Annotated in this window: 23 protein-coding genes; 19 read left to right on the top strand and 4 right to left on the bottom strand. The window is 67.6% G+C overall.

Annotated features, from left to right (window positions below):
• Window positions 1–51: 51 nt before the first annotated feature.
• The 4 genes from F5544_RS47320 (at window position 52) to F5544_RS17735 (ending at window position 4,292) form a co-directional block, all read left to right on the top strand.
• Window positions 52–1,071 (top strand): GNAT family N-acetyltransferase, encoded by a 1,020-nt coding sequence (locus tag F5544_RS47320; RefSeq protein ID WP_203217580.1) that lies wholly within the window; start codon window positions 52–54, stop codon window positions 1,069–1,071.
• Window positions 1,072–1,312: 241 nt separating this feature from the next.
• Window positions 1,313–1,753, top strand: a complete 441-nt coding sequence (locus tag F5544_RS17725; protein ID WP_238847302.1) for a phage holin family protein — start codon at window positions 1,313–1,315, stop codon at window positions 1,751–1,753.
• Window positions 1,750–2,151 carry a DUF3618 domain-containing protein gene (locus F5544_RS17730; protein WP_167474214.1) on the top strand — a complete coding sequence of 134 codons (402 nt, stop codon included), beginning with the start codon at window positions 1,750–1,752 and terminating at the stop codon, window positions 2,149–2,151. Before F5544_RS17725 ends, F5544_RS17730 begins: the two co-directional genes overlap by 4 nt.
• A gap of 113 nt (window positions 2,152–2,264) precedes the next feature.
• Window positions 2,265–4,292, top strand: coding sequence for a tetratricopeptide repeat protein (locus tag F5544_RS17735; RefSeq protein ID WP_167474215.1), 2,028 nt, complete (start codon window positions 2,265–2,267; stop codon window positions 4,290–4,292).
• Here the strand turns inward: F5544_RS17735 and F5544_RS17740 are convergent.
• The 4 genes from F5544_RS17740 to F5544_RS17755 form a co-directional block, all read right to left on the bottom strand.
• A complete protein-coding gene (locus F5544_RS17740; protein WP_167474216.1) occupies window positions 4,246–5,361 on the bottom strand; it encodes a hypothetical protein in 1,116 nt (371 codons plus the stop codon). The two genes, F5544_RS17735 and F5544_RS17740, sit on opposite strands and share 47 nt — an antisense overlap.
• 139 nt (window positions 5,362–5,500) lie before the next feature.
• Window positions 5,501–5,965 carry a hypothetical protein gene (locus F5544_RS17745; protein ID WP_167474217.1) on the bottom strand — a complete coding sequence of 155 codons (465 nt, stop codon included), beginning with the start codon at window positions 5,963–5,965 and terminating at the stop codon, window positions 5,501–5,503.
• 55 nt (window positions 5,966–6,020) lie between these two features.
• A complete protein-coding gene (locus F5544_RS17750; RefSeq protein ID WP_167474218.1) occupies window positions 6,021–6,470 on the bottom strand; it encodes a hypothetical protein in 450 nt (149 codons plus the stop codon).
• A 43-nt stretch (window positions 6,471–6,513) separates the two neighbouring features.
• Window positions 6,514–6,816 (bottom strand): hypothetical protein, encoded by a 303-nt coding sequence (locus tag F5544_RS17755; protein WP_167474219.1) that lies wholly within the window; start codon window positions 6,814–6,816, stop codon window positions 6,514–6,516.
• Window positions 6,817–7,366: 550 nt separating this feature from the next.
• Between F5544_RS17755 and F5544_RS17760 the strand changes: the two genes are divergently transcribed.
• The 15 genes from F5544_RS17760 to F5544_RS17825 all read left to right on the top strand — a co-directional run bounded on the left by F5544_RS17760 (window position 7,367) and on the right by F5544_RS17825 (window position 22,601).
• A complete protein-coding gene (locus tag F5544_RS17760) occupies window positions 7,367–8,740 on the top strand; it encodes an NB-ARC domain-containing protein (protein ID WP_167474220.1) in 1,374 nt (457 codons plus the stop codon).
• Between the two features lie 199 nt (window positions 8,741–8,939).
• Entirely contained in the window at window positions 8,940–10,148 is a 1,209-nt protein-coding gene (locus F5544_RS17765; RefSeq protein ID WP_167474221.1) for an MFS transporter, read from the top strand.
• A gap of 29 nt (window positions 10,149–10,177) precedes the next feature.
• Window positions 10,178–10,732 carry a hypothetical protein gene (locus tag F5544_RS17770; RefSeq protein ID WP_238847303.1) on the top strand — a complete coding sequence of 185 codons (555 nt, stop codon included), beginning with the start codon at window positions 10,178–10,180 and terminating at the stop codon, window positions 10,730–10,732.
• A gap of 156 nt (window positions 10,733–10,888) precedes the next feature.
• Complete coding sequence (locus tag F5544_RS17775; protein WP_167474222.1) at window positions 10,889–12,181, top strand: SidA/IucD/PvdA family monooxygenase; 1,293 nt, start codon at window positions 10,889–10,891, stop codon at window positions 12,179–12,181.
• Window positions 12,178–12,549, top strand: coding sequence for a cupin domain-containing protein (locus F5544_RS17780; RefSeq protein WP_203217581.1), 372 nt, complete (start codon window positions 12,178–12,180; stop codon window positions 12,547–12,549). Before F5544_RS17775 ends, F5544_RS17780 begins: the two co-directional genes overlap by 4 nt.
• Window positions 12,546–14,153, top strand: a complete 1,608-nt coding sequence (locus F5544_RS17785; RefSeq protein WP_203217582.1) for a class I tRNA ligase family protein — start codon at window positions 12,546–12,548, stop codon at window positions 14,151–14,153. Before F5544_RS17780 ends, F5544_RS17785 begins: the two co-directional genes overlap by 4 nt.
• On the top strand, window positions 14,154–15,179 hold the full coding sequence (locus F5544_RS17790; RefSeq protein WP_167474223.1) for an NAD(P)/FAD-dependent oxidoreductase: 1,026 nt from the start codon (window positions 14,154–14,156) through the stop codon (window positions 15,177–15,179).
• 25 nt (window positions 15,180–15,204) lie between these two features.
• The gene (locus F5544_RS17795) at window positions 15,205–16,503 is read left to right on the top strand and encodes an ATP-grasp domain-containing protein (protein WP_167474224.1); all 1,299 of its coding nucleotides are present in this window, start codon (window positions 15,205–15,207) and stop codon (window positions 16,501–16,503) included.
• Window positions 16,500–16,823: a hypothetical protein gene (locus F5544_RS17800; RefSeq protein WP_167474225.1), complete on the top strand. Its 324-nt coding sequence runs from the start codon at window positions 16,500–16,502 to the stop codon at window positions 16,821–16,823. The genes F5544_RS17795 and F5544_RS17800 overlap by 4 nt, the downstream gene beginning before the upstream one ends.
• The gene (locus tag F5544_RS17805; RefSeq protein ID WP_167474226.1) at window positions 16,820–18,166 is read left to right on the top strand and encodes an FAD-binding oxidoreductase; all 1,347 of its coding nucleotides are present in this window, start codon (window positions 16,820–16,822) and stop codon (window positions 18,164–18,166) included. The genes F5544_RS17800 and F5544_RS17805 overlap by 4 nt, the downstream gene beginning before the upstream one ends.
• A complete protein-coding gene (locus F5544_RS17810; protein ID WP_203217583.1) occupies window positions 18,163–18,762 on the top strand; it encodes a flavin reductase family protein in 600 nt (199 codons plus the stop codon). Before F5544_RS17805 ends, F5544_RS17810 begins: the two co-directional genes overlap by 4 nt.
• Before the next feature lie 9 nt (window positions 18,763–18,771).
• Window positions 18,772–19,995, top strand: a complete 1,224-nt coding sequence (locus F5544_RS17815) for an acyl-CoA dehydrogenase family protein (RefSeq protein WP_167474227.1) — start codon at window positions 18,772–18,774, stop codon at window positions 19,993–19,995.
• A 46-nt stretch (window positions 19,996–20,041) separates the two neighbouring features.
• Window positions 20,042–20,164 carry a hypothetical protein gene (locus F5544_RS47085; protein WP_275107040.1) on the top strand — a complete coding sequence of 41 codons (123 nt, stop codon included), beginning with the start codon at window positions 20,042–20,044 and terminating at the stop codon, window positions 20,162–20,164.
• Window positions 20,161–21,672, top strand: a complete 1,512-nt coding sequence (locus tag F5544_RS17820; protein ID WP_167474228.1) for a peptide ABC transporter substrate-binding protein — start codon at window positions 20,161–20,163, stop codon at window positions 21,670–21,672. The genes F5544_RS47085 and F5544_RS17820 overlap by 4 nt, the downstream gene beginning before the upstream one ends.
• A 56-nt stretch (window positions 21,673–21,728) precedes the next feature.
• Window positions 21,729–22,601, top strand: coding sequence for a GNAT family N-acetyltransferase (locus F5544_RS17825; protein WP_167474229.1), 873 nt, complete (start codon window positions 21,729–21,731; stop codon window positions 22,599–22,601).
• Window positions 22,602–22,609 lie beyond the last annotated feature (8 nt).

The raw sequence follows: 22,609 nt of genomic DNA on the forward strand, positions 1-22,609 counted from the left end.
CGGTCCGTGCGCTGACGCACGACCGGATCGTTTCCACGATCTGGAGTTTTCGTGTCTTCTATTTCCCCGGTGACCGAGCTGGTCACCGAACATCTTGTTCTGCGTTGCTGGACCCACGCCGAGATCGAAGCCGTGCTCGCGGGCCGGCGCGGACCGCACTGGGCCGCCGACTTCCCGGCCGAGGGGGATCTCGTCATTGCCGGTCTGCTGTCGGATCATCCCGGCTGGCTGACCGCGTATGGCCATCGGCTCGTCGTCGAACGCGGCAGCGGTCTGATCGTCGGATCGATCGGCTTGTTCTGGCCGCCGAGCGATCGTGCACTCGAAATCGGTTACGGCATCGTGCCGTCTCGACGTGGCCGCGGCTATGCGCCGGAGGCCGCGCGGGCATTGACCGAATTCGCGTTCACCGCACCAGAAGTGCATACGGTGTTCGCGAAGGTGAAACTGTCCAATCCCGCATCGGTGCGGGTGCTGGAGAAATCCGGGTTCCAGCGATGGCCCACGTCCGCCGACGAGAATGTCATCGAACTGCGTATGACTCGCACCGACGCTCGGGTGAGCGGACGACCGTGGATCACGCGCGCGGAAATCGACGCCGACATCCCCGCCATCCGTGAGATCGACCTGGCGGCTTTCGATACCGCGCAAGAGGCCGTTCTGGTCGAGGCACTACGCACCGACCCGGCGTGGATCGACGGCCTGTCCCTGGTCGTCACGGACCATGACGACAGGCCCGTCGGGCATGCGCTGCTGACCCGCTGCCACATCGGTGATGTCCCGGCTCTGTGTCTGGGCCCGGTGGCCGTATTGCCCGAACACCAGAACACCGGCGTCGGGGACGCCGCGGTGCGTGCGGCACTGCGGGCCGCCACCGACATCGGCGAACGCTTCGTCACCGTTCTCGGGCACCCGAACTACTATCCGCGGTTCGGTTTCACCCGCGCCGGTACGCACGGGATCGGCATCACCATCGATGTCCCGGACGAGGCGCTGATGGCCATGGCCCTCGACGCCCGGCATCCGCTGCCTGGCGGCGTCATCCGATACGCCGCGCCCTTCGGTATCTGACCGATCACCGTGTGGGGTCTCGGCCCCACACGGTGTCCTGCGGCAGTGTCCCGTAAACACGAAAGTCGATGACCGACAACCACAACCGCCGCATCCTGCTATCGAGAGCTGCGGCTGGGCCGAAATATATTCGGCCACAGCATATTTCGAATCATCGGCCGGTCGAGGTGTCGGCGCCGACCCGCCGGGTATTCGCGGCACGACCGTGGGTCGGTGCGGGTGTGCGCCCCGCGGTGTCGACATGCCAGCGCAAACGGAGGAATCGGATATGACCGGCACGGTCGGGGACCGGGCGGCGCAGTCACCGCCCGTATCGGAATTGGTCAGCACGGCGAGCGAGCAGTTGAGCAGGCTGATCCGCGAGGAGGTCGCGCTCGCCGCGCTGGAGACGCGGGGCAAGGCGCGGCAGGCCGGATTCGGCGCCGGATTGACCGGCGCCGCAGCGGTTTCGGCGCTCGGTGGCATCGGCGCGCTGATCGCCGCGGCGATACTGGCGCTGGCATTGGCGCTGCCCGCATGGGCGGCGGCGCTGATCATCGCGGGCGCACTGCTATTTGTCGCCGCGCTGCTCGGGCTGGCCGGGTGGGCGGCCGTGCGCAAGGCGGCACCACCACTGCCGCGACAGGCGGTCGCCGATATCAAGACGGACGTCGCCGTCATCAAGGACAGGAGTCAGCGATGAGCATTCCGAACGATCCCGAGGAACTGCGCCGCGATCGCGACCGAACCCGGGAGGAATTGGGCCGCACCGTCGCGGCGCTCACCGAGAAATTCGATGTCACCGGCCGGGCGCGGGCCTCGCTGCGCCACGGTGTCGAATCCGCGCAGGACACCGCGGCGCTCGCGGTGGACCGCGTCACCGGTACCGCGGCCCGCCTCGGCCAGACGGTGCAGCAGCGCGGCGCCGAGGCGGCGGAACAAACCCGGCAGGTGATGGACAAGGCGCCGATCCCGGAGGCCGTCGCCAGCCGGGGCCGCCGGATTTCCGCGGTGGTGCGCGGCCAGCCGCTACCGATCGCGATCGCCCTGCTAGTGCTCGCGGCGCTGCTGTGGTTCATCGTCCGCAGACGGACTTCGTGAATTCACGGATTGCGTTGCGGCGCGTGGTCTTTCCCGCCCGGTGCGGATGCTGATACCGTGCCTGCGATCGCCATTGCCTCGATGCGCGGTGGCCGAGCAGGGGAGGTGTGCGGGTGCACGAGGTGCCGAGGCAGATTCCACCGCGGAACCGCAATCACGTGAATCGGGAGTCGCAGCTCCAGTTGGTCGAGCGGTTGGTCCGCGACGCCGACGGTAATAAGGTGATCGTGCTGTCCGGCCCTCATGGCGTCGGAAAGACGGCACTCGCCATCGAGTCCGTACATCACGTGAAACAGGTTATGCCCGATCGGTTTTCGGATGGTCAACTGTTTCTGCCGCTGTCGATCGACGGCGTGTCCGCGAGCGCGGCGGATCTGCTCGGCGTCGCGTTGGCCGCACTCGGCGATCAGTACGACGAGCTCCCCGATCGACTCGATGCGCGCTACAACCGATACATCACGAAGACGCAGGGTCGGCAGCTGTGCGTGGTGTTGGACGGCGCTCTCACTGCGGGACAGTTGAAGTGGCTCGAGCCGGGGGATGGCAATTCGGTGGTGCTGGTGACCGCGCGCACCGCCGCGACCGATCTGAGCCGGGGCACGACGGCGATCGATGTCGATGAGTTGCCTCCCGTGGCCGCCCGAGAGCTGTTGGGCCACATCGCCGGACCCCACCGCGTCGAGCGCGAACCGGAGGCGGTGGACCGGCTGCTGGCGCTGTGCGGCAATGTGCCCTCCGCGATCCTGGTGGTCGGTGGAACACTCGCGGTGAATCCCGGCTGGTCGATTTCCCGCTTGGCCAACCTGATGTCCGACGACGGGCGCAGGGCGGAGGAGTTGAAGTTGTCCGAGATATACGATGCGGCATACCAATCGCTGCCCGACACCGCCAAGCGGTGTTACCGTGCGCTGGGCGCGCATGCGTACGCGGGGTGGATCAGGACGCCGGTACTCGCGGCGGCACTCGAACTGCCGGTCGACGACATCGATTGGGCCATGCTGAAATTGGTGCGGATGGACCTGGTCCGCGAATTCCATGGCGGTTACCGGGTCGGCGATTTGGTGCGGGTGCACGCCCGCGGCGTCGCCCGTGACCCGAATCGCGATGAATACCTGGCCATCGGGAATCGGCTGGTCGAATACTATGACCGGGCAATCCGTTTCGCCGACGTACTGCTGGCGCCCGGCCGGCCGTGGCGCGCTCTGCTGCTTCGGGCCGTCCAGTTTCCGGGGCCCGGCGTCGGCGAATTCGACGATGCCGCGTCGGCGCGGGAATGGTTGCGCCAAGAGATCTACAACATCGCCGCCGCGGCCGAATTCGCGAGCCGCGCGGGTAAAAGCCAGTTGGTCGCGCGGTGGTGCGTGCTGCTGTGGTCGTTCCACGAGAAGGACAAGTACCTCGACACCATGCTGGCCATGCACCTGCTGGCCCTCGAAACGCCGCAGCGGAGCCAGGATCCCGCGGTGGCAAGCCTGCTGCATACTCAGCTCGGATTCCTGTATTACTGGCGGCGCGAACTCCCGGAGGCCGATTCGGCATTCGGGAGCGCCGTCGAGCTGGCGCGAGCGCTGCCCAGATCGATGGCGAGCAGGCAACTGGAGGCATCCGCATTGGAGGGCAGGGGTCTCGCGTTGCTCGCATGGGATCGGCTGGACGACGCGCTCGCGGAACTCCGACTGAATTACCAGCAGGCGGAGGAGATCGGTGACACACGCCGAATCGCCATCGCCGCAATGCATTTGGCGAAGATCGAGGAATCGGGTCAGGCACTGGAACTGCTGTCGCAGGCCGAGCGGGTGTTCGCCGCCTCGGCGGATGACGAGACCGAGAACCGCGCGAAGACCGAAGGGTGGCGCGGCCGTGCGTTGCTGCGGCTGGGGCGGATCGCCGAGGCCGAGACGGCGCTGCGCTCGGCGCTCACCGTGCTGCGTGCGCGGCGGCGGCGCTTCGACGAGGCAGAATTCGTTGTTGCCCTTGGCGCCTGTCTATTCGCCTCCGGGGACGTGGACGGTGCGCTGGAGCAGCATCGAATCGGCCTCGGCATATATGAGGAGCTGTGTTTCACTGTCCCGGCGCGGGCGGTCGCGGAGCGAATCAGCGCGATGATGGACGGTCGAGTTCCGCCGCCGCTTCGACCGTGACCGGGTAAGTCGTTGCGGCGCAGCTTATTCGCCATTCGCCGAGCAGATCGTCGAATGCCGCGCCGTCCGCGCGGAGTTCACGGCTCAGCGAGGCGAACAGGCGGCAGCCGAGGTCGGCCCCGCGCACCGACAGCAGTCCGGTCGCATCGCCCACCAGCCACCGGCCATGCTCGGCGGGAGCGCAGGCTATTGCGCAATTACGCAGGTGGGCAAGGGTTTCCGTGATCCACGCCGCGGCCTCCCCGCCGTGGCCGCCGATCAGGACGTCGGCGGATTCCAGCCAGCGGATCTGTGGTTCGTCGACACCGACGGCGAGATGGCTGCGGCGACCGTTGGTGTGCGCCGTAGACAGCCGTTCGGCCGGGTAACGCGTGACGGTCGCCGTACGTTCCGAATCCATATGCACCACAACCATATGCGCATTCGGTGCGTGCAGCGGTTTCTGCGGGACCGGCAGCGTGGTGAGCGCGGGCGGGCGCGCGGGTTCGGGTAGATCCATCGCGCGATACATCGCGGTGCGCAGCAGGGCGGCGGCGGAACCGGGGATGGAGGTGGTGAGCGCACCGATCGCCGCGTAACGGCCGGTGTCGTGCTCGTCGATCGCACGCCGCACCTGTGCGGCGATATCGCCGGAATCATCCAGTCGCGGTGCGGAATTCAGCAGTCGAGCGATGGGCGACGCCGGATCGACGGTATGTGCGGGGGCGGTGGCGAGCAGGATCGGGTTGCCGAGCGCCGTCGAATAGAAGCCGACCGAGCCGTGATCGCTGACGGTGAGATCGGCGGCGATGATCGCGACCCGCCAATCGTCGACCGAATCCGGGACATGCACCCCGGCCCGTGCGGCGTCGGCGAGATATTCCGCGACCTGCCAGCGGGAGTGATATGCGGCGATATTCGGGTGCATGGCCAGCGTTATCCGGAATTCGTCGGACGGCAGCGCCGTCGCGAGCGCGAGCGGCAGATCCGGATTGGTGGCGAGCAGCGAATCGGGGCCCCAGGTGGAGGAGAGGACGATCAGTTTCTGATCGGTGCCGAGGCCGAGCGCGCGGCGGTATGTCGGTCGCAATGGGGTGCTTGCGCGAATGCGGTCGAAACATATGTCACCGGCGATGAGGGCGCGGTCGACCGCAGGTGGGCAGGCTCGGGCGAGGCGTTCGCGCTGTTCGTGGTGGGAGAGAACGATTATCGATGGAATGAGTTGTTCGTTATGTAGCAGCCATTCGGGGGCTAATCCGAAGACCGAAGTTCTTTGTTCTTTGTTCTTTGTTCTTTGTTCTTTGTTCTTTGTTCTTTGTTCTTTGTTCTTTGGCGAGATATTTATTGTATCCCATACCGTGTGGCACAACAATTAACGGAGCGTCCACCGAATATAAATCCCCGCCATAACTGGCGGAAACGGCTAGATCGTATTCGCCCTCGATCGCCTGTGCCCACGGAATCTCCAGCACGCCCCGCGCGGCGAGAAATTCCGCTGTATCGGTATCGAAGACCGACGATCCGGTCCGAGTGAACACGATCCGAACCCTCGGATCCGCCGCGAGCAATCCGACGACATCGAACAACCGGGTCGCCGCCGTCGTATTGTGCACGACGGCGAGTACGGTTCGCTCGTTCGAGTAAGTCGACCAGCGCCCCGCACCGAACGCTGACTGCTGATCGACCGATGACATGACCACTCGATCGTAATGCCGCCCCGGATGCCCTGGTAATCGGTGACGACTACCTTCATCGCGGCTCGGCCGACCGGTTCCGCAGCCAGCGGCGCCGGATCGGGCCCATGCCGACCCGGATGAGGAAAAGCAGGGCGGTGAAGGTGGCTATCGCGGTACCGGTGGCGGTGCAGATGGCCGAGCAGGCCGGGGCGGGTGGGTCCGTGGGGGTGCCGTCGGGGGTGAGCCAGATTTGTGCGCGAGCGCCGCGGGCGGCGAAGTTGCCGACGGGCGCCGTCGCGATGTGCGGTTTGCCGTCGCGGACCCAGCGGACCTGCGCCTCGTAGCGGCGGGCGGCCTGATCGTAGTGTGGATCGTCGGTGATCGTCGCTGTGACAACGGTTTTCGCACGGTCCATCGCGCTGATCCGGTCGGCGGCGTCGCGGTAGGCGACCGCGCCGACTACGCTGGCGATCAGGACGCCCACCAGGCACAGCGCGGTGATGACGAGTACCGTGCGCGGCATCCGGAGTGATCCTTCGGCGGCGGAAATCCCGCCCGCTATCCCGCTACCATCCGCCGCCGGCATGGCGCCGCCTTCCGAAATCGGTTCCGGTGTAGAGCGCCGCCCAGGTGGCGGAGCTGGACAGGTCGGCGACGAGTGCGCTGCCGCGCGGCGTCAGGCGCACGACGGTGTCGACCGGATCGTCCCAACTGCCGCCGCCCGCGCTGATCAGGCCGTGCGCGGCGATGGTGCGCAGCGCGCTCGCCAGCGGGCGGCGGCGGCACCCCACGATCTTCGCCAACTCTCTTGTGGTGCATGGGCATTCCGACAGTGCGTCGAGTACTTCGACCACGTGTCGGTTGCTCACCAAATCCCGCAGGTCTCGACTCACCTGGTTCGTGCCTCGCGTCGTCGTAAGGAATCCGGTAATCGAACCTACGAGCGACGACCCGATGCCACCGGCACATTGACGTCTCGTTACCGGTGCACGCCGTTTCCTTGACGAAACCCATACGGGCCGCGAATCCGCTTCGTTCAGGACCCATCTCAGTGGCCCACACCATAGAGAAACGATATCCATCCGGAGCACTTTGCCGAAATCGTTAATGCTGGGCCGTTTTCCGCCGATCCAGGGGTGGATGCGGTGTGTCCGCTACTCGCCGGTACCTCGCTGTCCGTTCATCTGCCGGACGAACGAATCGAATTGGAGGCCCCTTGTTCGTGTGTACCGTGAACCGCGGGAGCCGCACCGTCGTGTTCCGGAGACAATGCTCTGTTCGCGGTGGGCGACCCCGGTACGCGCGCGCCCGGGAGCGCGACCGGTACCGCTGCGGTGACCGACACGGATGTCGAGCGGCGGCACTAGGCCCAGGCGTTCCCTTGTGCCGCACTGTGATTCAGAAGTTGGACAACTGCACATGGGTAGACGAGAACGACCCATCGACACCTGTACCGGGCCGCTTGCCGCCTTCGCGGGCGAGCTCCGCGGGCTCCGCGCGGCAGCGGGCAATCCGTCCTACCGGCGGATGGCCGGTGTCGCCCTGTATTCACCGTCGGTGCTCTCCGAGGCCGCGAGCGGCCACCGGCTGCCGACGCTGCAGGTGACCCTGGCATTCGTCAAGGCGTGCGGCGGCAGCGCCGCCGAGTGGGAGTCGCGCTGGCGGGCGGTATGCGGCACCGACGCGCCCGGCGAACAATCGGCCGACGATCGCCAGGCCGCCGCGGATCCCGGCCGTCCGCGCCCGGCCCAGCTACCGATCGGGCCGCACGAATTTGTCGGGCGCGCAGCGGAATTCGACCGTGCGCGCGCCACGGCCGCACAGCTGGATTCCCGGGCGCCGCTGATCGTGCGCGGACCGGTCGGTATCGGTAAGACCACCTTCGCGCTGCGGTTCGCCCATCAACTGGTCCGCGACTTCCCGGATGGGCAACTGTATGCCGATATGGGTGCGACCAGGCCGGACCGGGCCGTGCCGATGGACGTGATGGCGGGATTCCTGCATGCGCTGGGCGTGCCGCCGGATCAGGTACCCGGCGACGAGATGCACCGCACCGGCCTCTATCGCTCCATGCTCGCCGAACGCCGGGTGATGGTGTTGCTGGACAACGTATTCGACGAGCGGCAGGTCCGGCCGCTGCTGGCTCGCTCACAGCACAGCCAGATCCTGGTGACCAGCCGCTCACGGCTGCTCGGGCTGGAGGGGGTGCGGCGCATCTCCCTCGGCCCGCTGTCACGGGCCGAATCGATCGGGTTGCTGCGGGTGCTCGTCGGCGGCGACCGCGTCAATGCGGAATATAGTGCGGCACAACAGATCACGGAGTTCTCCGGTCAGCTGCCGCTGGCGCTCACCATTACCGGACGGAAGATCGCGGCCCAGCCGGGACGCCGGCTGATCGAGGTGGCCGATCGGCTCGCCGCCGGTGTGCACGTGGCGAATTGGCTGCGGATCGGCGACGTCGGGCTGTCCGACGCGGTATTGCCCGCATTCCTCGCGCTGCCACCGCTGGCCAAGCATGTTGTGCATATGCTCGGCGGGCGAGCGGATGAGCTGACCGTCGGCGGGCTGGCCGAAATGCTGCACATCTCCATCGACTCCGCCGAATACGCGATGGACCGGCTGATCGATGGCGGTCTCCTGCATCGTGTTTCGTCCCATGATCGATATTTCGTGCCACCGTTGATCGGACAGTTGATCGCGCAGGAGACCGATCGCTTCGCCATCCAGGCCGACCCGGACACCGAGCCGCTGCGTGCGGTGCTGCGGGTCGCGGGCGTCCCTTTCGCCGATTGACACCTCGTGCCCGATTGATCGGCGCCGGCTTCCGGACAATTCCCGGCCCGTCGCGCGTCGCCGTCGAATTGTTGTTCTTTTGTTCGTGATTCGCGTTCGGCGGCGGAATACATCGATGTCGCGTGGGTAGCGTCATCTCGCAAATCCGTTCCGCGGGTTGATATCCCAGACGTGCATCGCTCCCGACGAGGACCCTTCGATGACTGCTGTTCGTACCCGAGTCCGCGGCGGTGTGCTCACCGCGATCCGCGAAACTCCGCCGCCGGTCCGCTATCTCCTCCTCGGCGTGCTGGTGAATCAAATGGGCGCGTTCGCCCAGACATTTCTGGTGCTGTACCTGACGCATCGCGAATTCACCGTCGGTCAGGCCGGTATCGCGCTCACCGCCTACAGCGGGGGCGCCGTATTCGGCACCGTACTCGGCGGGGAGCTGACCCATCGGCTGGGTGCGCGCGGCACGATAGTCGCCGCTATGACGGGGTCGGCGACCGTCCTCGCGGCGATCCCGCTGCTCGCCCGGCCCGGACTGTTCTTCGCGCTGATCGGCGCGGTCGCGGCGGCCGGGCTGGTGACTCAGGCCTATCGGCCCGCCGCCGCGGTGCTGTTGAGCGACCTTATGCCGCAACAACATCGGGTGATGGCGTTTTCCATGATGCGGATCGCGCTGAACGCGGGCGCGGCGGTGAGCCCGTTGATCGCCGCCGCGGTGATCCTGGCCGACTGGAATCTGCTGCTGTGGATCGATGCGGCGACGGCGGCGGTCTACGCCGTTCTGGCCTGCACGCTGCTGCCCGGTCGTGCGGTCAGGGGTTCGATAGATACTGCTGCGGCGCACCAGAATTCGAAGCTGTCGGTAATTCTGCGCGACCGGCGCTACCACCTGTTCCTGGCCTCGGTGCTGCTCGGCTCGGTGATCTACACGCAGTACATCGTCGCGCTGCCGTTGAATATCACCGCCGATGGTTATCCGACAACGCTTTACAGCGCGGTGCTGGTGACGGCGTCCGCGGTGCTGATCGGGTGCGAGTTGAAGATCACCTCGTACGTGCGGCATTGGCCGGGCGCGGCGGCGGGTGCGGTCGGCACCATGGTGATGGGGTTCGGCGCCGCGGGCTTCGTCTTCGCCGGATACTCGGCCGCGGCGATCGTGGCCTGCACCGCGGTCTTCGTGCTCGGCGTAATGATCAGTGGCCCAACGATGTTCGCGTATCCGAGCAGCTTCCCCGCCGAGGTCAAGGCCCGCTATGTCGCCGCCCATCAGGCGACCTTCGGGCTCGGATCCGCGCTCGGGCCGACGCTCGGCGTGCTGGCGTGGGAGCGGCTCGGGTCCGGTGTCTGGCCACTGTGCGGCGCACTGGGACTCGTCGCGGCGTGGTGCGCGTACGCCGGGATGCGCCGGGCGGCCTGAGGCAGCATCGATCGTCGCCGGAGGAAACCATGCCCATCGATGTCGCCAAGGCGCGCAACGGCGTTCGGGCGCGTGGGCGGGAGTTGACGGCGCCGGTCGCCGTCGCGATCGCGGCGCCTGCCGCGTTCGGGGCCGCGATCTGGGCCTCGACCCGGATACACGCCGGGCCGGTGCTGTATCACGCCGCGCTGTTCACCCACCTGTCCTCGCTCGTGCTCGGATTCGGTGCGGTCCTGGTCGCCGACTACCTCGCCGTGCTGTGGCTGGCGGGGCGCTGCACACTCGCCGAGGCGGTGGCGGGCGCACAACGGCTGCACCTGCCGATCTGGCTCGGCCTGTCCGGCCTCGTGACCAGCGGCATGTTCCTGCGCCCCGAACTCGATGCGACGGCGACGCGAATCAAGCTGGCGCTCGTGCTGATCCTGATCGTCAACGGCGTGCAGGCGCTGGCGCTCGGCAGGCGGATGACGGCCGCCGAGCCGATCGGCACCCGGCTGCTGGTTCGCGGCGTCGCGACAACCGTTGTCTCCCAGCTGTGTTGGTGGGGATCGCTGTGGATCGGCTTCTGGACCGCGCAGTCGTGACCAGCTGAGCCCTGGGTAGCGCGTAACACGTTGCTACCCAGGGCTTTTTGGTGTGTTCGGAGTTGATGTCCGGGTCCGGCGAACGCTGTCGATCAATGCGCGCGCCGCATTCACTGATTCCAGCGAATCGAACCCATCGAGAATCAGGCGGAAGATGTGACCGAATACGACCTCGACGTCCTGGCGGTCGGCGCCGGGCCCGCGAACCTGGCCCTCGCCGTCGCCTTGGAGGAATCCGGGCACCGGCGCCTCGCCGAGAACACCCTGCTGCTCGAACAGCACCCCGACGTGAAATGGCAGCGCAACCTGCTGCTGCCATGGGCGCGCAGTCAGGTCTCCTTCCTGAAAGACCTTGTGACACTCCGTAATCCGCGCAGCAAGTTCTCTTTCCTGAACTACCAGTACGAGCGCGGGCGGCTCGACGAATTCGTCAACCTAGCCACGTTCAACCCCTACCGCTGGGAGCTGTCGGATTATCAACAGTGGGTGGCACATTCGTTGGACCACGTCCGGGTGCGCTACAACGCGCGGGCCGAACGCATCGAGCCCCGCTGCGCCGGTGACGGCGGGATCACCGGGTGGACCGTGTATTTGGCCGACGGTGACCGGATCAGTTGCCGCGATCTGGTTTTCGGTGCCGGACGTGATCCGCACATCCCCGGGGTCTTCGCGAATCTACCGGCGGACAAGGTGATTCACAGCAGCCAGTACTGCGCCAGGATCGCGCAGGTCGCCGCGGCGGAGGAATCGGTTCGCCCGGTGGTGGTCGGCGGCGCGCAGAGCGCCGCCGAGATGTTCATGGCGGTGCACGCTGACCTGCCGCGCAGTGAACCGACCATGGTGCTGCGCTCGATCGGGTTGCAGAACTACCAGACAAGCAAATTCGTCAACGAGCTGTTCTATCCGTCGTTCGTCGACGAGTTCTACGGCTGTGCGGGCGAGGTGCGCGGCCGGATTCTCGACGAGGTGCATCTGACCAACTACGCGGGTCTGGCGCCGCCGTTCCTCGACGAGCTGTATTCGATGCTGTACCGGCAGAAGATGTTGGGGGAGCGGCGATCCCGGATCCGCTCGATGACCGAGGTGGTCGCGGCGCGGATGGACGGCGCCGAGATCGTGCTCGACCTGCGCGACCGCAAGAGCGGCAAGGTGGAACCGCTGCGCTGCGACACCGTATTGCTGGGCACCGGCTACGACCAGCGAATGCCTGCGATGGTGCGGGAACTGGTGGCCCGGATCGGGCTCGCCGAGCCGGCGGTGAGTCGGCGCTACCGGGTCGAGCTCGGTGGATCGAATTGGGGCGCACTGTATTTGCAGGGCGTCAACGAGCGGACGCACGGTATCTCCGACAGCCTGATCAGCGTGCTGGCGCATCGCTCCCAGGACATCGTCGACGATCTGCTCGATCGCCGCGCGGTATCCGGCATGGCGCAGGTGCGGTCGGCATGATCGAGATCCGCGGTCTCGACCGCACCGAACTGATCCGGGCATACGGCGTCGAATCCGCGCGCCTGCTGCCGTGGCCCGCGCTGAACGCGCCGTTCGAGGGCGCGTGGTGTGTGCTGCGCCCCGGCGGGGTGTCCGCAGCGCACGCGCACCACGAATACGAGTTGTTCATCGGCATCGCGGGCCGGGCCGTCGTCGAGGTGGACGGCGAGCGGCACGCGTTCGCCGCGGGCGATCTGGTGCATCTGACACCGGGGGCGACCCATCACGTCCGCAACGACGGCGATGCCGACTTCGAGTGGTACGCGATCTGGTGGGACACCGCCATGACGGCGAAATTCGCGGCGCGGCACGAGGAGTCGGCGCGATGAGCGAGCTTGCGAGCGAATCAATGGGCACAGCGCGCACCGCGCATGCCGCGACCGAGCGCCAGCGAGGGAGCGGCATGAGCGGGCCCACTATCGTGATCTCCCCGGCGCCGACGGCGAACGGCGATCTGCACCTCGGCCATATCGCCGGGCCCTTTCTCGCCGCCGATGTATATACCCGGTACGCGCGGGCGGTCGGCCGGGAGGTGTTGTTCGGCAGCGGCGTTCAGGACACCTCCACCTTCGTGACGACGACCGCGCATCGGCTCGGCACCACCCCGGAGGCGCTGATCCGGCGTTCCGCGAAGGAGGTCGAGGCGACGCTCGGCGCGCTCGGTATCGCCGTCGACGGATTCACCGGTTGGGAGTCGCGTTTCACCACATTCGTCGCCCGCTTCGTGCGCGAGCTGTACGACCTGCGCCGACTGGAGCCGCGACCGATGACCTTCCCGTATCTACCGCGCACCGGCGAGTTCCTGGTGGACGGTCATGTGGCCGGGGCCTGCCCAGTATGCCTGGAGGAGTCGTGCGCGGGATTGTGTGAGGGCTGCGGACATCCGGTAGCCGCCGCCGAACTGCTCGACCCGCGGTCGACCCGGTATCCGGACGAGCCGCTCGAATTCCGCACGGCCGTGGTTCTCGTGCTGCCGCTGGAACGCTATCGGGTTCAGCTGCGCGCGCATTTCGCCGGCTTGGTCGCGACGTTGCGGCCGCACCCGGCCCGTCTGCTCGCCGAGCTGCTCAGTAGTCGATTGCCGGATTTCCCTGTGACATACCCGATTTCGTGGGGCATACCGGTGCAGGGCGGTGAGTTCGGCGGTCAGGTGATCAATCCGAACGCCGAGTCCGCCGCCTGGACGATGTACTGCGCGACGGTCGCGGCGGAGCGCCGCGGCGGCAACCCCGAGGCCGAGGATGCGCTGTGCCGCAGGGAATCCGGGGCGCGGATCGCGTATTTCCTCGGCGCCGACAATATCTACCCGTTCGCCATCGTCGCTCCGGCGCTGATGCTCGCGCACGGCGATCGCTATGCGCTGCCGAAGATGTTCCTCACCAACGAGTTCTATGAGCTGGACCATGAGAAGTTCTCGACCAGCCGGGGACATGTGGTGTGGGGCCGCGAGCTCGCGGCGCGGGTGCCGCGGGATCTGACCCGGTTCCATCTGGCCGATGACAGCCCGGAGTTCCAGCGCACCAGCTTCAACGAGCGCGCGCTGGCCGAGCGCACCGGCGCTCGGCTGGTGGACCCGTGGAATCGGGTGGCGGACAAGGTCGATGCCTGGGTAGGGCGCGGCCCGCTCGCGGTGTCGCCGCGGGCCCGGGAACTGTCCGCCCGGATCGTCGAGCGCTTCACCGCCGCATACGAATTGCCCGGATTCAGCCTGAATCGCGTTGCGCGGACAGTGACCCGGCAACTGATCCGGTTGGCCGCCACCGCCGAGGAAGGCGGCGATTTCTGTCAGCAGGTCGATGTGGTATTGCGCTGTGCCGCACCAATTCTCATCGACCTGGCAGCCGTGCTGCCGGATACCGGGATCACCGGCGCGGCCGACCGGACCCATATCGAACCGCTGCGTCTTCCGCGCCTGAGCCGGGTGGGTGGCTGAATGGGCACCGTCGTCATCGTGGGGGCCGGGATCACCGGCCTGCTCACCGCCGTCCAATGCGTGGGGCAGGGGCATCGGGTGATCGTCATCGATCGCGGCCCCATCCCGAATCCCGCGTCGAGCTCCTTCGATCAACACCGGGTGCTGCGGGCGCCGACCGACGCCGATGTGGGCCTGCACCGGCGGTGGCTGGGGTTGCAACTGCTGCTCGGCGGCCACTTCTACCGGCGGGTCGGCGTTGTCACCGGCTGGCCGAGCGAACGCGTGGACGGCGCGATGGCCGCGGCGCGCAGGGCGGGCATCCCGATCAGCTTCGTCACGCCGAACCGGCTGCCGCACATCGTATTTCCCGCCGGATACCTCGGCATCCGGGAGGCCGACGCGGGGGTGCTGCTCGCCGCGCGGGTATTGCACGCGGCCGTCCGGTGGCTGCGTGCGCGGCAGGCGGTGACGCTGCGGCCGTGGACCGAGGTGGTGGCCGTCGACGCCGCCGCGGGCCGCGTCGAGCTGGCCGACGGCACCGCGCTGACCGGGGATCTCGTGCTGATCGCCGCGGGCGTGCGGACGCGCGAACTGGTGTCCGTCCGGGTGGTCGTGCACCGTCAGACCGTCGTATACGTGCGGCCGCCGGAGGAATTGCTGCCGTGGTGGGAGCGGGCGCCGAGCGCGGGCGGTGTCGGCGCGGACGGTACGGGCTGGCTGCTGCCGCCCGGCGACGGCGCGCTGCTGAAGCTCAGCTCGACCGGAATGTGCCGTGCGGTATCGACATTCACCGAGCCCGCCGACACGGATGTGGCGGCCGCCCTGCGCTGCCGGGAACTGCTGTTGCCGCAGGCGGATCGGTACGGGGTGGTCGCGATCAAACACTGCCACTACACCGTCGACGCCGAATCCGGTCGCGCGGCACTGGAACAGGTCGGTCCCGCGGTGTGGGCCAGGGCGGCCGTCGGCGGCGACGGGTTCCGCACCGCGCCACTGGTCGCCGAGCGCATCGCCGAACTGGCCGCGGCCGGGCTGGCCGCCTGACGAAAACATAAGGGAGACAAAAAGTATGAACACCTCCGACGACGCACTGCTGGTGATCGGCAGCGGGCTGCGGGTATATCGCGAATACCTGGTCCGGTCCGCGCACGCTCGGGCCAGGACACACGGGCTGGATCTGATCCTGCTGAACAACCTCGAACCCACCTGGCAGCGAGACTATTTCGACGATTTCGTCGTCGCCAACCTCTTCGATCACGACATCCTCATGGCGAAGGGCCGCGAAATCGCCCGTAGGCGAAGCATTGTCGGCCTGCTGTGCTGGGACGAACCTCTGGTGCAACCCGCCGCGGACCTGGCCGATGAACTCGGCGTACCCGGACTGAGCCCCGCCGGCGTGCGCGGTTGCCGGGACAAGAACCGGACCAGGACGGTGCTCACCGCCGCCGGACTGGTGCAGCCGCGTTTCGCGCTCACCGACACCGTGGCACAGGCGCGGGCCGCCGCCGCGCGCATCGGCTACCCGGTGGTGGTGAAGCCGCAGGCGCTCGGCGCGAGCATGGGTGTCGTACTCGCCCGCGACGAGCGCGAATTGACGGTGGCGTTCGGCGTCGCGGCCGGCGCGAGCACCATCGGCGACGCGCCGTTCCGGGACACCGCGCTGGTCGAGGAGTTCGCGGTGGGTCCGGAGATCAGCATCGACGCCGCGGTCTACAAGGGTGAGTACCTGCCGATGTTCCTGGCGCGCAAGCGAACCGGAATGGAGCCGTATTTCGAGGAGGTCGGGCATATCGTCGACGCCGACGATCCGCTGCTGCGCGACGAGGCGTTGCTGCGCACACTGTCCGACGCGCACCGGGAACTCGGTGTCGAGAACGGCATCACGCACAGCGAGGTGCGGTTCACCGCGCGCGGCCCGCTGATCATCGAGATCAACGGGCGGCTCGGCGGCGATCTGATTCCGTTCCTCGGCAAGATCGCCACCGGGATCGATCCGGGCGAGGTGCTCGTCGATATCGCGACCGGGCGGCGGCCGACCCTGGCCCGGACGCGAAATGCCGTGGCGGGTATCCGTTTCGGCTATCCGGAGCACGACTGCGTCGTCCGCTCGGTGCGGGTGCCCGAGTGGGGACCCGGTCTGGTGACGGCGGCGGCGATGGTCGAGCCCGGCGCCGAATTGCGGCTGCCGCCGGGCGGATACATCGCGCGGCACTCGTTCGTGGTGTGCGCGGCGGCGGATCCGGCCCGATGCGCCGAATTCCTGGACGCCGCGGCGGATTCCGTGCGATTGGACGGCGAGCCGCTGGAACCGCTCACCGCCGGTGCGGCTTTCACGCTGCCCGCCGGACTGCTGGACGCCGACAAATGATCAATTACGACGGCCGCCGCTTCCGCAACCCCGCCGATGACGACGGTGTCATCGCGCGCTACCACCAGCGCGGCGACCTGGTGTGGGCGTATTTCGCCGGCGGTCCGGTGCGCCGCGGCGCCGCGACCGGGGTCTGCGAGCGGGACGGTGTGCTGCGACTGGCCTACACGATGGTGCTCGCCGACGGCGCGGTCATCGCCGGACACACCCGAACGACCCCGGAACACACCGAGCATGGCGTGCTGCGCCTGCGCGAGGAATGGGAGCGCTACGGAAGCGATTCGGCCACCGGCGTCTCATATCTGGAGGAGGTGCGATGAACGAGCTCGCCGAGCTGCGCGCCGGGCGGGTTCGCTATCCGGGCGAACCCGGATTCGCCGCCGCGACAGCACCTTTCAACAAGCGTTACGCCGATTTGCGGCCCGCCGCCGCGCTATCGGTGCGCGGCGCGGTCGATGTCGCGCGCGCGATCGACTGGGCCCGCACCGAGGGGGTGCGGGTGGCGGTGCGCGGCGGCGGGCACAGCTATGCCGGTTACTCGGCGGGCGCGGAGCTGGTGCTCGATCTGCGCGCGCTCGACGATATCCGGGTCGACGCGCGATCCGGGCTGGTCACGGTCGGCGGCGGAACACGGTGTGGCGCACTTTATTCGGTATTGCAGCGGCACGATCTGGCGTTCCCGCTGGGAAATTCGGACGATGTCGGCATCGGCGGGCTGGTGCTCGGCGGCGGTGTCGCCGCCGTATCCCGCGCCTTCGGGCTGACCGCCGACGCGCTGGTGCGGACCGAGATCGTGTTGGCCGACGGCACCATTCGCACCTGCGACGCCACCGAACATGCCGACCTGTTCTGGGCCTGCCGCGGTGGCGGGGGCGGAAACTTCGGTGTGAACACATCTTTCACCTTCCAGGCGCGGGCGCCGCGGCCCAGTGCCACCTGCCTCGTGCTCTGGGAATGGGCGCATGCCCGCGAGGTGCTGGCGATATTGCAGAAGATCATGGCGGCCGCGCCCGACGAATTCGCGGCCAGGATCGGAGCGAGTCGTGCGGGCCGGGCGGCCGGGACGGTGTCCATCGTCGGCCAACATCTCGGCACCGCGGCCGAATTGCGTGAACTCCTCGCACCCGCGCTCGCGGCGCAACAGCCGCGACATTGCGATATCGGAGATCGATCGTATTGGGCGGCAAAGGATTTCCTGCGCCACGAGACCTCCGGCGATCCATTCGCCGCGCGCACCCGCTGCACGGCGGAACCGCTCCCGGAGGCGGGTATCGAGACGATCGTCGCCGCCCTCGATCGCTGGCCGGGCAGCGGCAATCCGGACGGCGCCGGTGTCGCGCTGTTCACCTGGGGCGGGGCCATAAGTCGGATCCCGGTGGCGGACACCGCGTTCCCGCATCGCGACACCCTGTTCCTGATCTCGATGGACACCTCGTGGAGCCGACTGGATCGGGCGCGGACGGTATGGTGCAACCTCGAATGGCTCGACGGCCTGTACGCGGAGATGGGCGCGTACGCGGGCGATGGCGCCTACGTCAACTTCACCGATCCGAGCCTGCCGCACTGGCGTTCGTCCTATTACGGTCCGAACCGGTCGCGGCTGGTCGAGATCAAACGGCGCTACGACCCGGATCGTTTCTTCGACTTTCCGCAGGCGTTATGAACGGGTGCACAGCGGATCTCGGCGGACAGCTGAGGGAACCGCCGGGACCGGTACCGGAATTCGATGGCCCGGACGCATCGATGCCGTTGCGGCCCAGCGGAATTACCGCCGATGCCCTGCGCGACACCATGCGCGACTTCGCGACCGGGGTCGCCATCGTGGCGACATATGTCGAGCACACCGGTATCCGGGTGCACGACGCCGTCACCGTCAACTCGCTGACGTCGCTGTCGCTGTCGCCGCCGCTGGTGTCCATCAGCCTGCGCCGCGACTCCCGGTTCCGCGCGGATCTGGAGACGTCGAGGGTGTGGTCGATTTCCATACTCGATGGCGAATCACAGTGGCTGGCAGCCTATTTCGCACGCGAGCGGATCGAGCGCGCCGCCGCGCTCGGTTCGGTGCGCACCCGGCCCGGCCCGCACACCGGCGCACTGCTGTTCGATGCGGCGGGCTGGCTGGAATGCGTGCTGGAGCGCGGTTACGAGGTCGGTGACCACACGCTGTTCGTCGGCGCGGTCGTCGGGTCCGGCACCCACCGCAAGAGCAGCCGCCTGGTGTTCCTGCGCGGCGGCTACCACGTACTACCTTCCGGCTAGGAGACCCAGATGACCATCGTTTCCGAACAACCGATCGCGCCCGAGCGCGGCGATGCCGCCGAAATCCTCGCCCGCGCACAGGCCGTCGCGCCGCGGCTGCGCGAGCGGTCCGCGGAGATCGAGCGGCTGCGGCGACTGCCGGACGATATCGTCGAAATGCTGCGCGACACCGGCGTTTTCCGGATGGGCTTCGCCCGGCGCTGGGGCGGACCGGAACTCACCTCGGTGGAGCAGACCGAGGTGATCGAGGCCATCGCCTACGGTGACACCTCGGCGGGCTGGTGCGCGATGATTGGCTCGGATACCGGGCTCTACGCCTCGTTCCTGGCCGAACATGTTGTGCAGGAGATGTTTTCGAGCCTGGACATGGTGACGGCCGGACTGCTGTTTCCGGTGGGCCGGGCCGAGATCGTATCGGGCGGCTACCGGCTGACCGGCCGCTGGCAGTTCGGCAGCGGTATCACGCACGCGGATTGGGTGGTCTCGGGCGCGTTCCTGTACCGGGACGGGCGGCCCGAACCCGGACCCGAGGGCATCGCGCACGCCTCGCGGCTGCTGATGGTGCCGCGGGAACAGGTCGAGGTGCTCGACACCTGGCACACCACGGGTCTGGCGGGCAGCGGCAGTTGCGACTACACCGTCACCGACGTGTTCGTGCCCGAGGGACGAACCCTGCTGCTGAATGCCGCTCACGCACCGGGACCGCTGGCCCAGCCGGAGGTGCACATGCGGAATATGCCGGGCGTCGCGCTCGGCGCCGCCCGTGCCGCACTCGACTACGTGCGGTCCGAATCCGCCTCGCGGGCCGACGATTACCGGCTGCAGGTCACCGTCGCGGAATGCGAGGCGGAGCTGCTGGCCGCCCGCTGCGCGGTGTACGGCAGCCTGCGGCGGCAGTGGGAGGTGCTCGCGGCGGGCGGCACGCTGGACGAGCTCACGCCGGAGGAACGCGCGGCGCTGCCGCTCGCGCGCCTGTTCGCCTTCCGCGCCGCGCGTTCGATCGTCGCCCGGCTCTACGACCTGCGCCAGACGGCGTCGATCTACCGTCCGTCGCCGCTGGACCGCTGGCTGCGCGACACCACGACGATGTGCCAGCACGTCGTCGCGCAGGACCGCATCCTGCAGTCGGCGGGTGCGTATCTGCTCGGCGGCACACCGAGTTTCGGCCTGTGTCTCGGCCTGGCACCCGGAAACCCGACGGCCCGAGCCCAGCTCGGACAAGTCAACCGATAACAGAGCTCGCCGGATAAGCGAGCCTGCTCGATCGAACGGAGAAAGAATGCGACCCAAGACAATCGCGGCCTATTCGGTGCTCGCCGCGCTCACGCTCACGGCCGGCGCGTGCGGCGGTGCGCCCGCCCGCGCCCCCGTCACCCCCGCCCGCCCGGGGAGAACGCGGTGATCAGCTACAACGCCACCGAACCGGAAAGCCCACTGGTGCCGGGCGATACGGTGGAGGTCGGCGGCATCAAGGTGCTCGGCGCACTGTTCAAGGGGCTGGTGGAATACGATCCGAAGACCGCGGCGCCGCGCAATGCGATCGCCGAATCCATCAAGACCACCGATTCGAAGGTGTACACCATCACGCTGAAGCCGGGATGGACCTTCCAGGACGGCACCCCGGTCACCGCGAAAAGCTTTGTCGACGCGTGGAATTTCACGGCGTACGGACCCAACCACCAGAAGGGCGCCAGCCTGCTCTCGCACATCCAGGGCTTCGATCAGGTCAACTCGAGTGCGGACGTATCACCGGCCGCCGCCGGCCCGGCGCCTGTCAAAGAGATGTCCGGTCTGCATGTGGTGGACGACCGGACCTTCGTCGTGACGCTGAGCGCTCCGTTCGCGGTCTTCCCGAGTCAGCTCGGCAGCGTGCAGTTCTTCCCGCTGCCCGCGTCGTTCTACCGGGATCCCGTGGCGTTCAAGGCGCATCCGATCGGCGACGGCCCCTTCGAATTCGTCTCGCACAAACCGGGTTCGAATATCGTCGTGCGCCGGTACGACAAGTACGCGGGCCAGAAACCACATATCGGTGGCATCGAATACCGGTTCTATCGGAATCTGGACGACGCGTACGTGGATGTGGTGGCGAACAAGCTCGACTACCTGGATTTCGCCCCGTGGACGGCGCTCGTCAACGACCGGTACAAGTCCGAGGTGGGCGATCGCAGTGTCTCCCAGCCCTATATCGGCGTGCAGGGGATCTCCTTTCCCATCTATGATCAGCGCTACGCCGATCCGCGTGTGCGCCAGGCTATTTCGATGGCCATCGACCGAGTGGGGTTGATCCAGAAGGTATTCCTCGGCCATCGCGTGCCCGCCGACGGCATCGTGCCGCCGGATATGCCGGGCGCTGCCTCTCATCAGTGCGGTGACCTGTGCACCTATCAGCCGCAGCGGGCCAAGGAGCTGTTCGACTCGACCGGGTTCACCGGCGCGGTGGAGCTGGCGTCCAATGTCGATTCCGCGAACGAGGCGTGGATGCGGGTGGCCTGCGATTACATCGCCCAATCACTGGCCAGGCCATGTAATTTCGTCTCCGTGCCATCGCTCGGTGAGTTCCGCAGGCAGATCGATTCGCACACCATGACGATGCCGTTCCGTTCGGCGCTGGTCGCCGAATACCCGTCGATCGAGAACTTCCTGAACCAGGCGTACCGGACCGGCGGTTCGGTGAACGCGGGGCTCTACTCCAACCCCGCCGTCGACGCGCTGCTCACCCGCGCCGACGCGGCGCCGACGGAGCAGGACGGCTGGAAGCTCTACCAGGAGGCCGAACGCATTGTCCTGCAAGATATGCCGTCGACCCCGATCTGGTTCCAAAGTGCGCTGTCGATCTGGTCGAGCCGGATGCACAATGTGCAGCCGACGCAGTTCCGCGAACTGGACCTGTACAGCGTCACCGTGTCATAACCATCCGCGCAGGGGCGGGTGCGCCGCCCCTGCGCGAATCACGAAAGTCCGGACAGATGACGGAGTTACACGGGATCGAAGCCCGATCCTTCCTGCGGCCCGCGGAATACGATCAACTGCGCGAACTGGCCCGAGCCGTCGACGAATTCGACGGCATCGAGGTGCGGCTGATCTGGTCGCGCCTGACCTCGGACGAGCATCGCCCGGGTAGGCACTACCTGCTCTATTACCACCGCGGCAGGCTCGTCGGCTTTCTCGGCACCTTCACCTCGCCCGGCCCGGAGCTCAGCGGCATGGTCCATCCGGAATACCGCGGCCGCGGCATCTTTCGGCGCTTGTGGGCCGCCGCCATGGCCGAGGGCGCCCGGCTCGGCTACGAGTCGTATCTGCTGATCGTCGACGCGGCGTCGGTGCCGGGCAAGCGATTCGCCGACGCACTGCGCGCGACACCGGACCATGTCGAACACAAACTGATATATCCGGCCGACCGTGCGGTTGTGCCGGTGCGGCGCAACGGATTCGAGCTCCGCCGTGCCACCGTCGACGATCTGCCGATCCTGCGCGCGCTGACCGCCGACGGTTTCGGCATGCCGCTGGCGGAGGTCACCTGGTTCGACGCCCGAAATATCGCCGAGGACAAGGTGCGCGGTCTCCTGGCGCTGCACGAGGGACGGCCGATCGGGAAGGCCGACTATTTCGAAACCGGTGACAGCGTCTGCATCATGGGGCTGACCGTCGATGCCGCGTACCGCGGCCGCGGCGTCGGCCGCCTGATCCTCACCGGCGTCGTGAAAGACATCCGCGACCGCGGCCCGCGCGATATCTGGCTGGAGGTGGACGCCGTCACCGACGACGCCCTGCACCTCTATCAATCGTGCGGTTTCGAGCGCGTGCGCAGCTACAACTACTACGCCTACCGGCAGCGATGATGGATTCC

The sequence above is a fragment of the Nocardia arthritidis genome (assembly GCF_011801145.1).
Classification (GTDB): domain Bacteria; phylum Actinomycetota; class Actinomycetes; order Mycobacteriales; family Mycobacteriaceae; genus Nocardia; species Nocardia arthritidis_A.

Bases quoted from the DNA above. Each gene is read 5' to 3' on its own strand.
- F5544_RS17725 (WP_238847302.1), top strand. From the start codon at position 1,313: ATGCCAGCGCAAACGGAGGAATCGGATATGACCGGCACGGTCGGGGAC.
- F5544_RS17730 (WP_167474214.1), top strand. From the start codon at position 1,750: ATGAGCATTCCGAACGATCCCGAGGAACTGCGCCGCGATCGCGACCGA.
- F5544_RS17745 (WP_167474217.1), bottom strand. From the start codon at position 5,965: ATGTCATCGGTCGATCAGCAGTCAGCGTTCGGTGCGGGGCGCTGGTCG.
- F5544_RS17750 (WP_167474218.1), bottom strand. From the start codon at position 6,470: ATGCCGCGCACGGTACTCGTCATCACCGCGCTGTGCCTGGTGGGCGTC.
- F5544_RS17760 (WP_167474220.1), top strand. From the start codon at position 7,367: ATGGGTAGACGAGAACGACCCATCGACACCTGTACCGGGCCGCTTGCC.
- F5544_RS17765 (WP_167474221.1), top strand. From the start codon at position 8,940: ATGACTGCTGTTCGTACCCGAGTCCGCGGCGGTGTGCTCACCGCGATC.
- F5544_RS17770 (WP_238847303.1), top strand. From the start codon at position 10,178: ATGCCCATCGATGTCGCCAAGGCGCGCAACGGCGTTCGGGCGCGTGGG.
- F5544_RS17780 (WP_203217581.1), top strand. From the start codon at position 12,178: ATGATCGAGATCCGCGGTCTCGACCGCACCGAACTGATCCGGGCATAC.
- F5544_RS17785 (WP_203217582.1), top strand. From the start codon at position 12,546: ATGAGCGAGCTTGCGAGCGAATCAATGGGCACAGCGCGCACCGCGCAT.
- F5544_RS17790 (WP_167474223.1), top strand. From the start codon at position 14,154: ATGGGCACCGTCGTCATCGTGGGGGCCGGGATCACCGGCCTGCTCACC.
- F5544_RS17795 (WP_167474224.1), top strand. From the start codon at position 15,205: ATGAACACCTCCGACGACGCACTGCTGGTGATCGGCAGCGGGCTGCGG.
- F5544_RS17800 (WP_167474225.1), top strand. From the start codon at position 16,500: ATGATCAATTACGACGGCCGCCGCTTCCGCAACCCCGCCGATGACGAC.
- F5544_RS17805 (WP_167474226.1), top strand. From the start codon at position 16,820: ATGAACGAGCTCGCCGAGCTGCGCGCCGGGCGGGTTCGCTATCCGGGC.
- F5544_RS17810 (WP_203217583.1), top strand. From the start codon at position 18,163: ATGAACGGGTGCACAGCGGATCTCGGCGGACAGCTGAGGGAACCGCCG.
- F5544_RS17815 (WP_167474227.1), top strand. From the start codon at position 18,772: ATGACCATCGTTTCCGAACAACCGATCGCGCCCGAGCGCGGCGATGCC.
- F5544_RS47085 (WP_275107040.1), top strand. From the start codon at position 20,042: ATGCGACCCAAGACAATCGCGGCCTATTCGGTGCTCGCCGCGCTCACG.
- F5544_RS17825 (WP_167474229.1), top strand. From the start codon at position 21,729: ATGACGGAGTTACACGGGATCGAAGCCCGATCCTTCCTGCGGCCCGCG.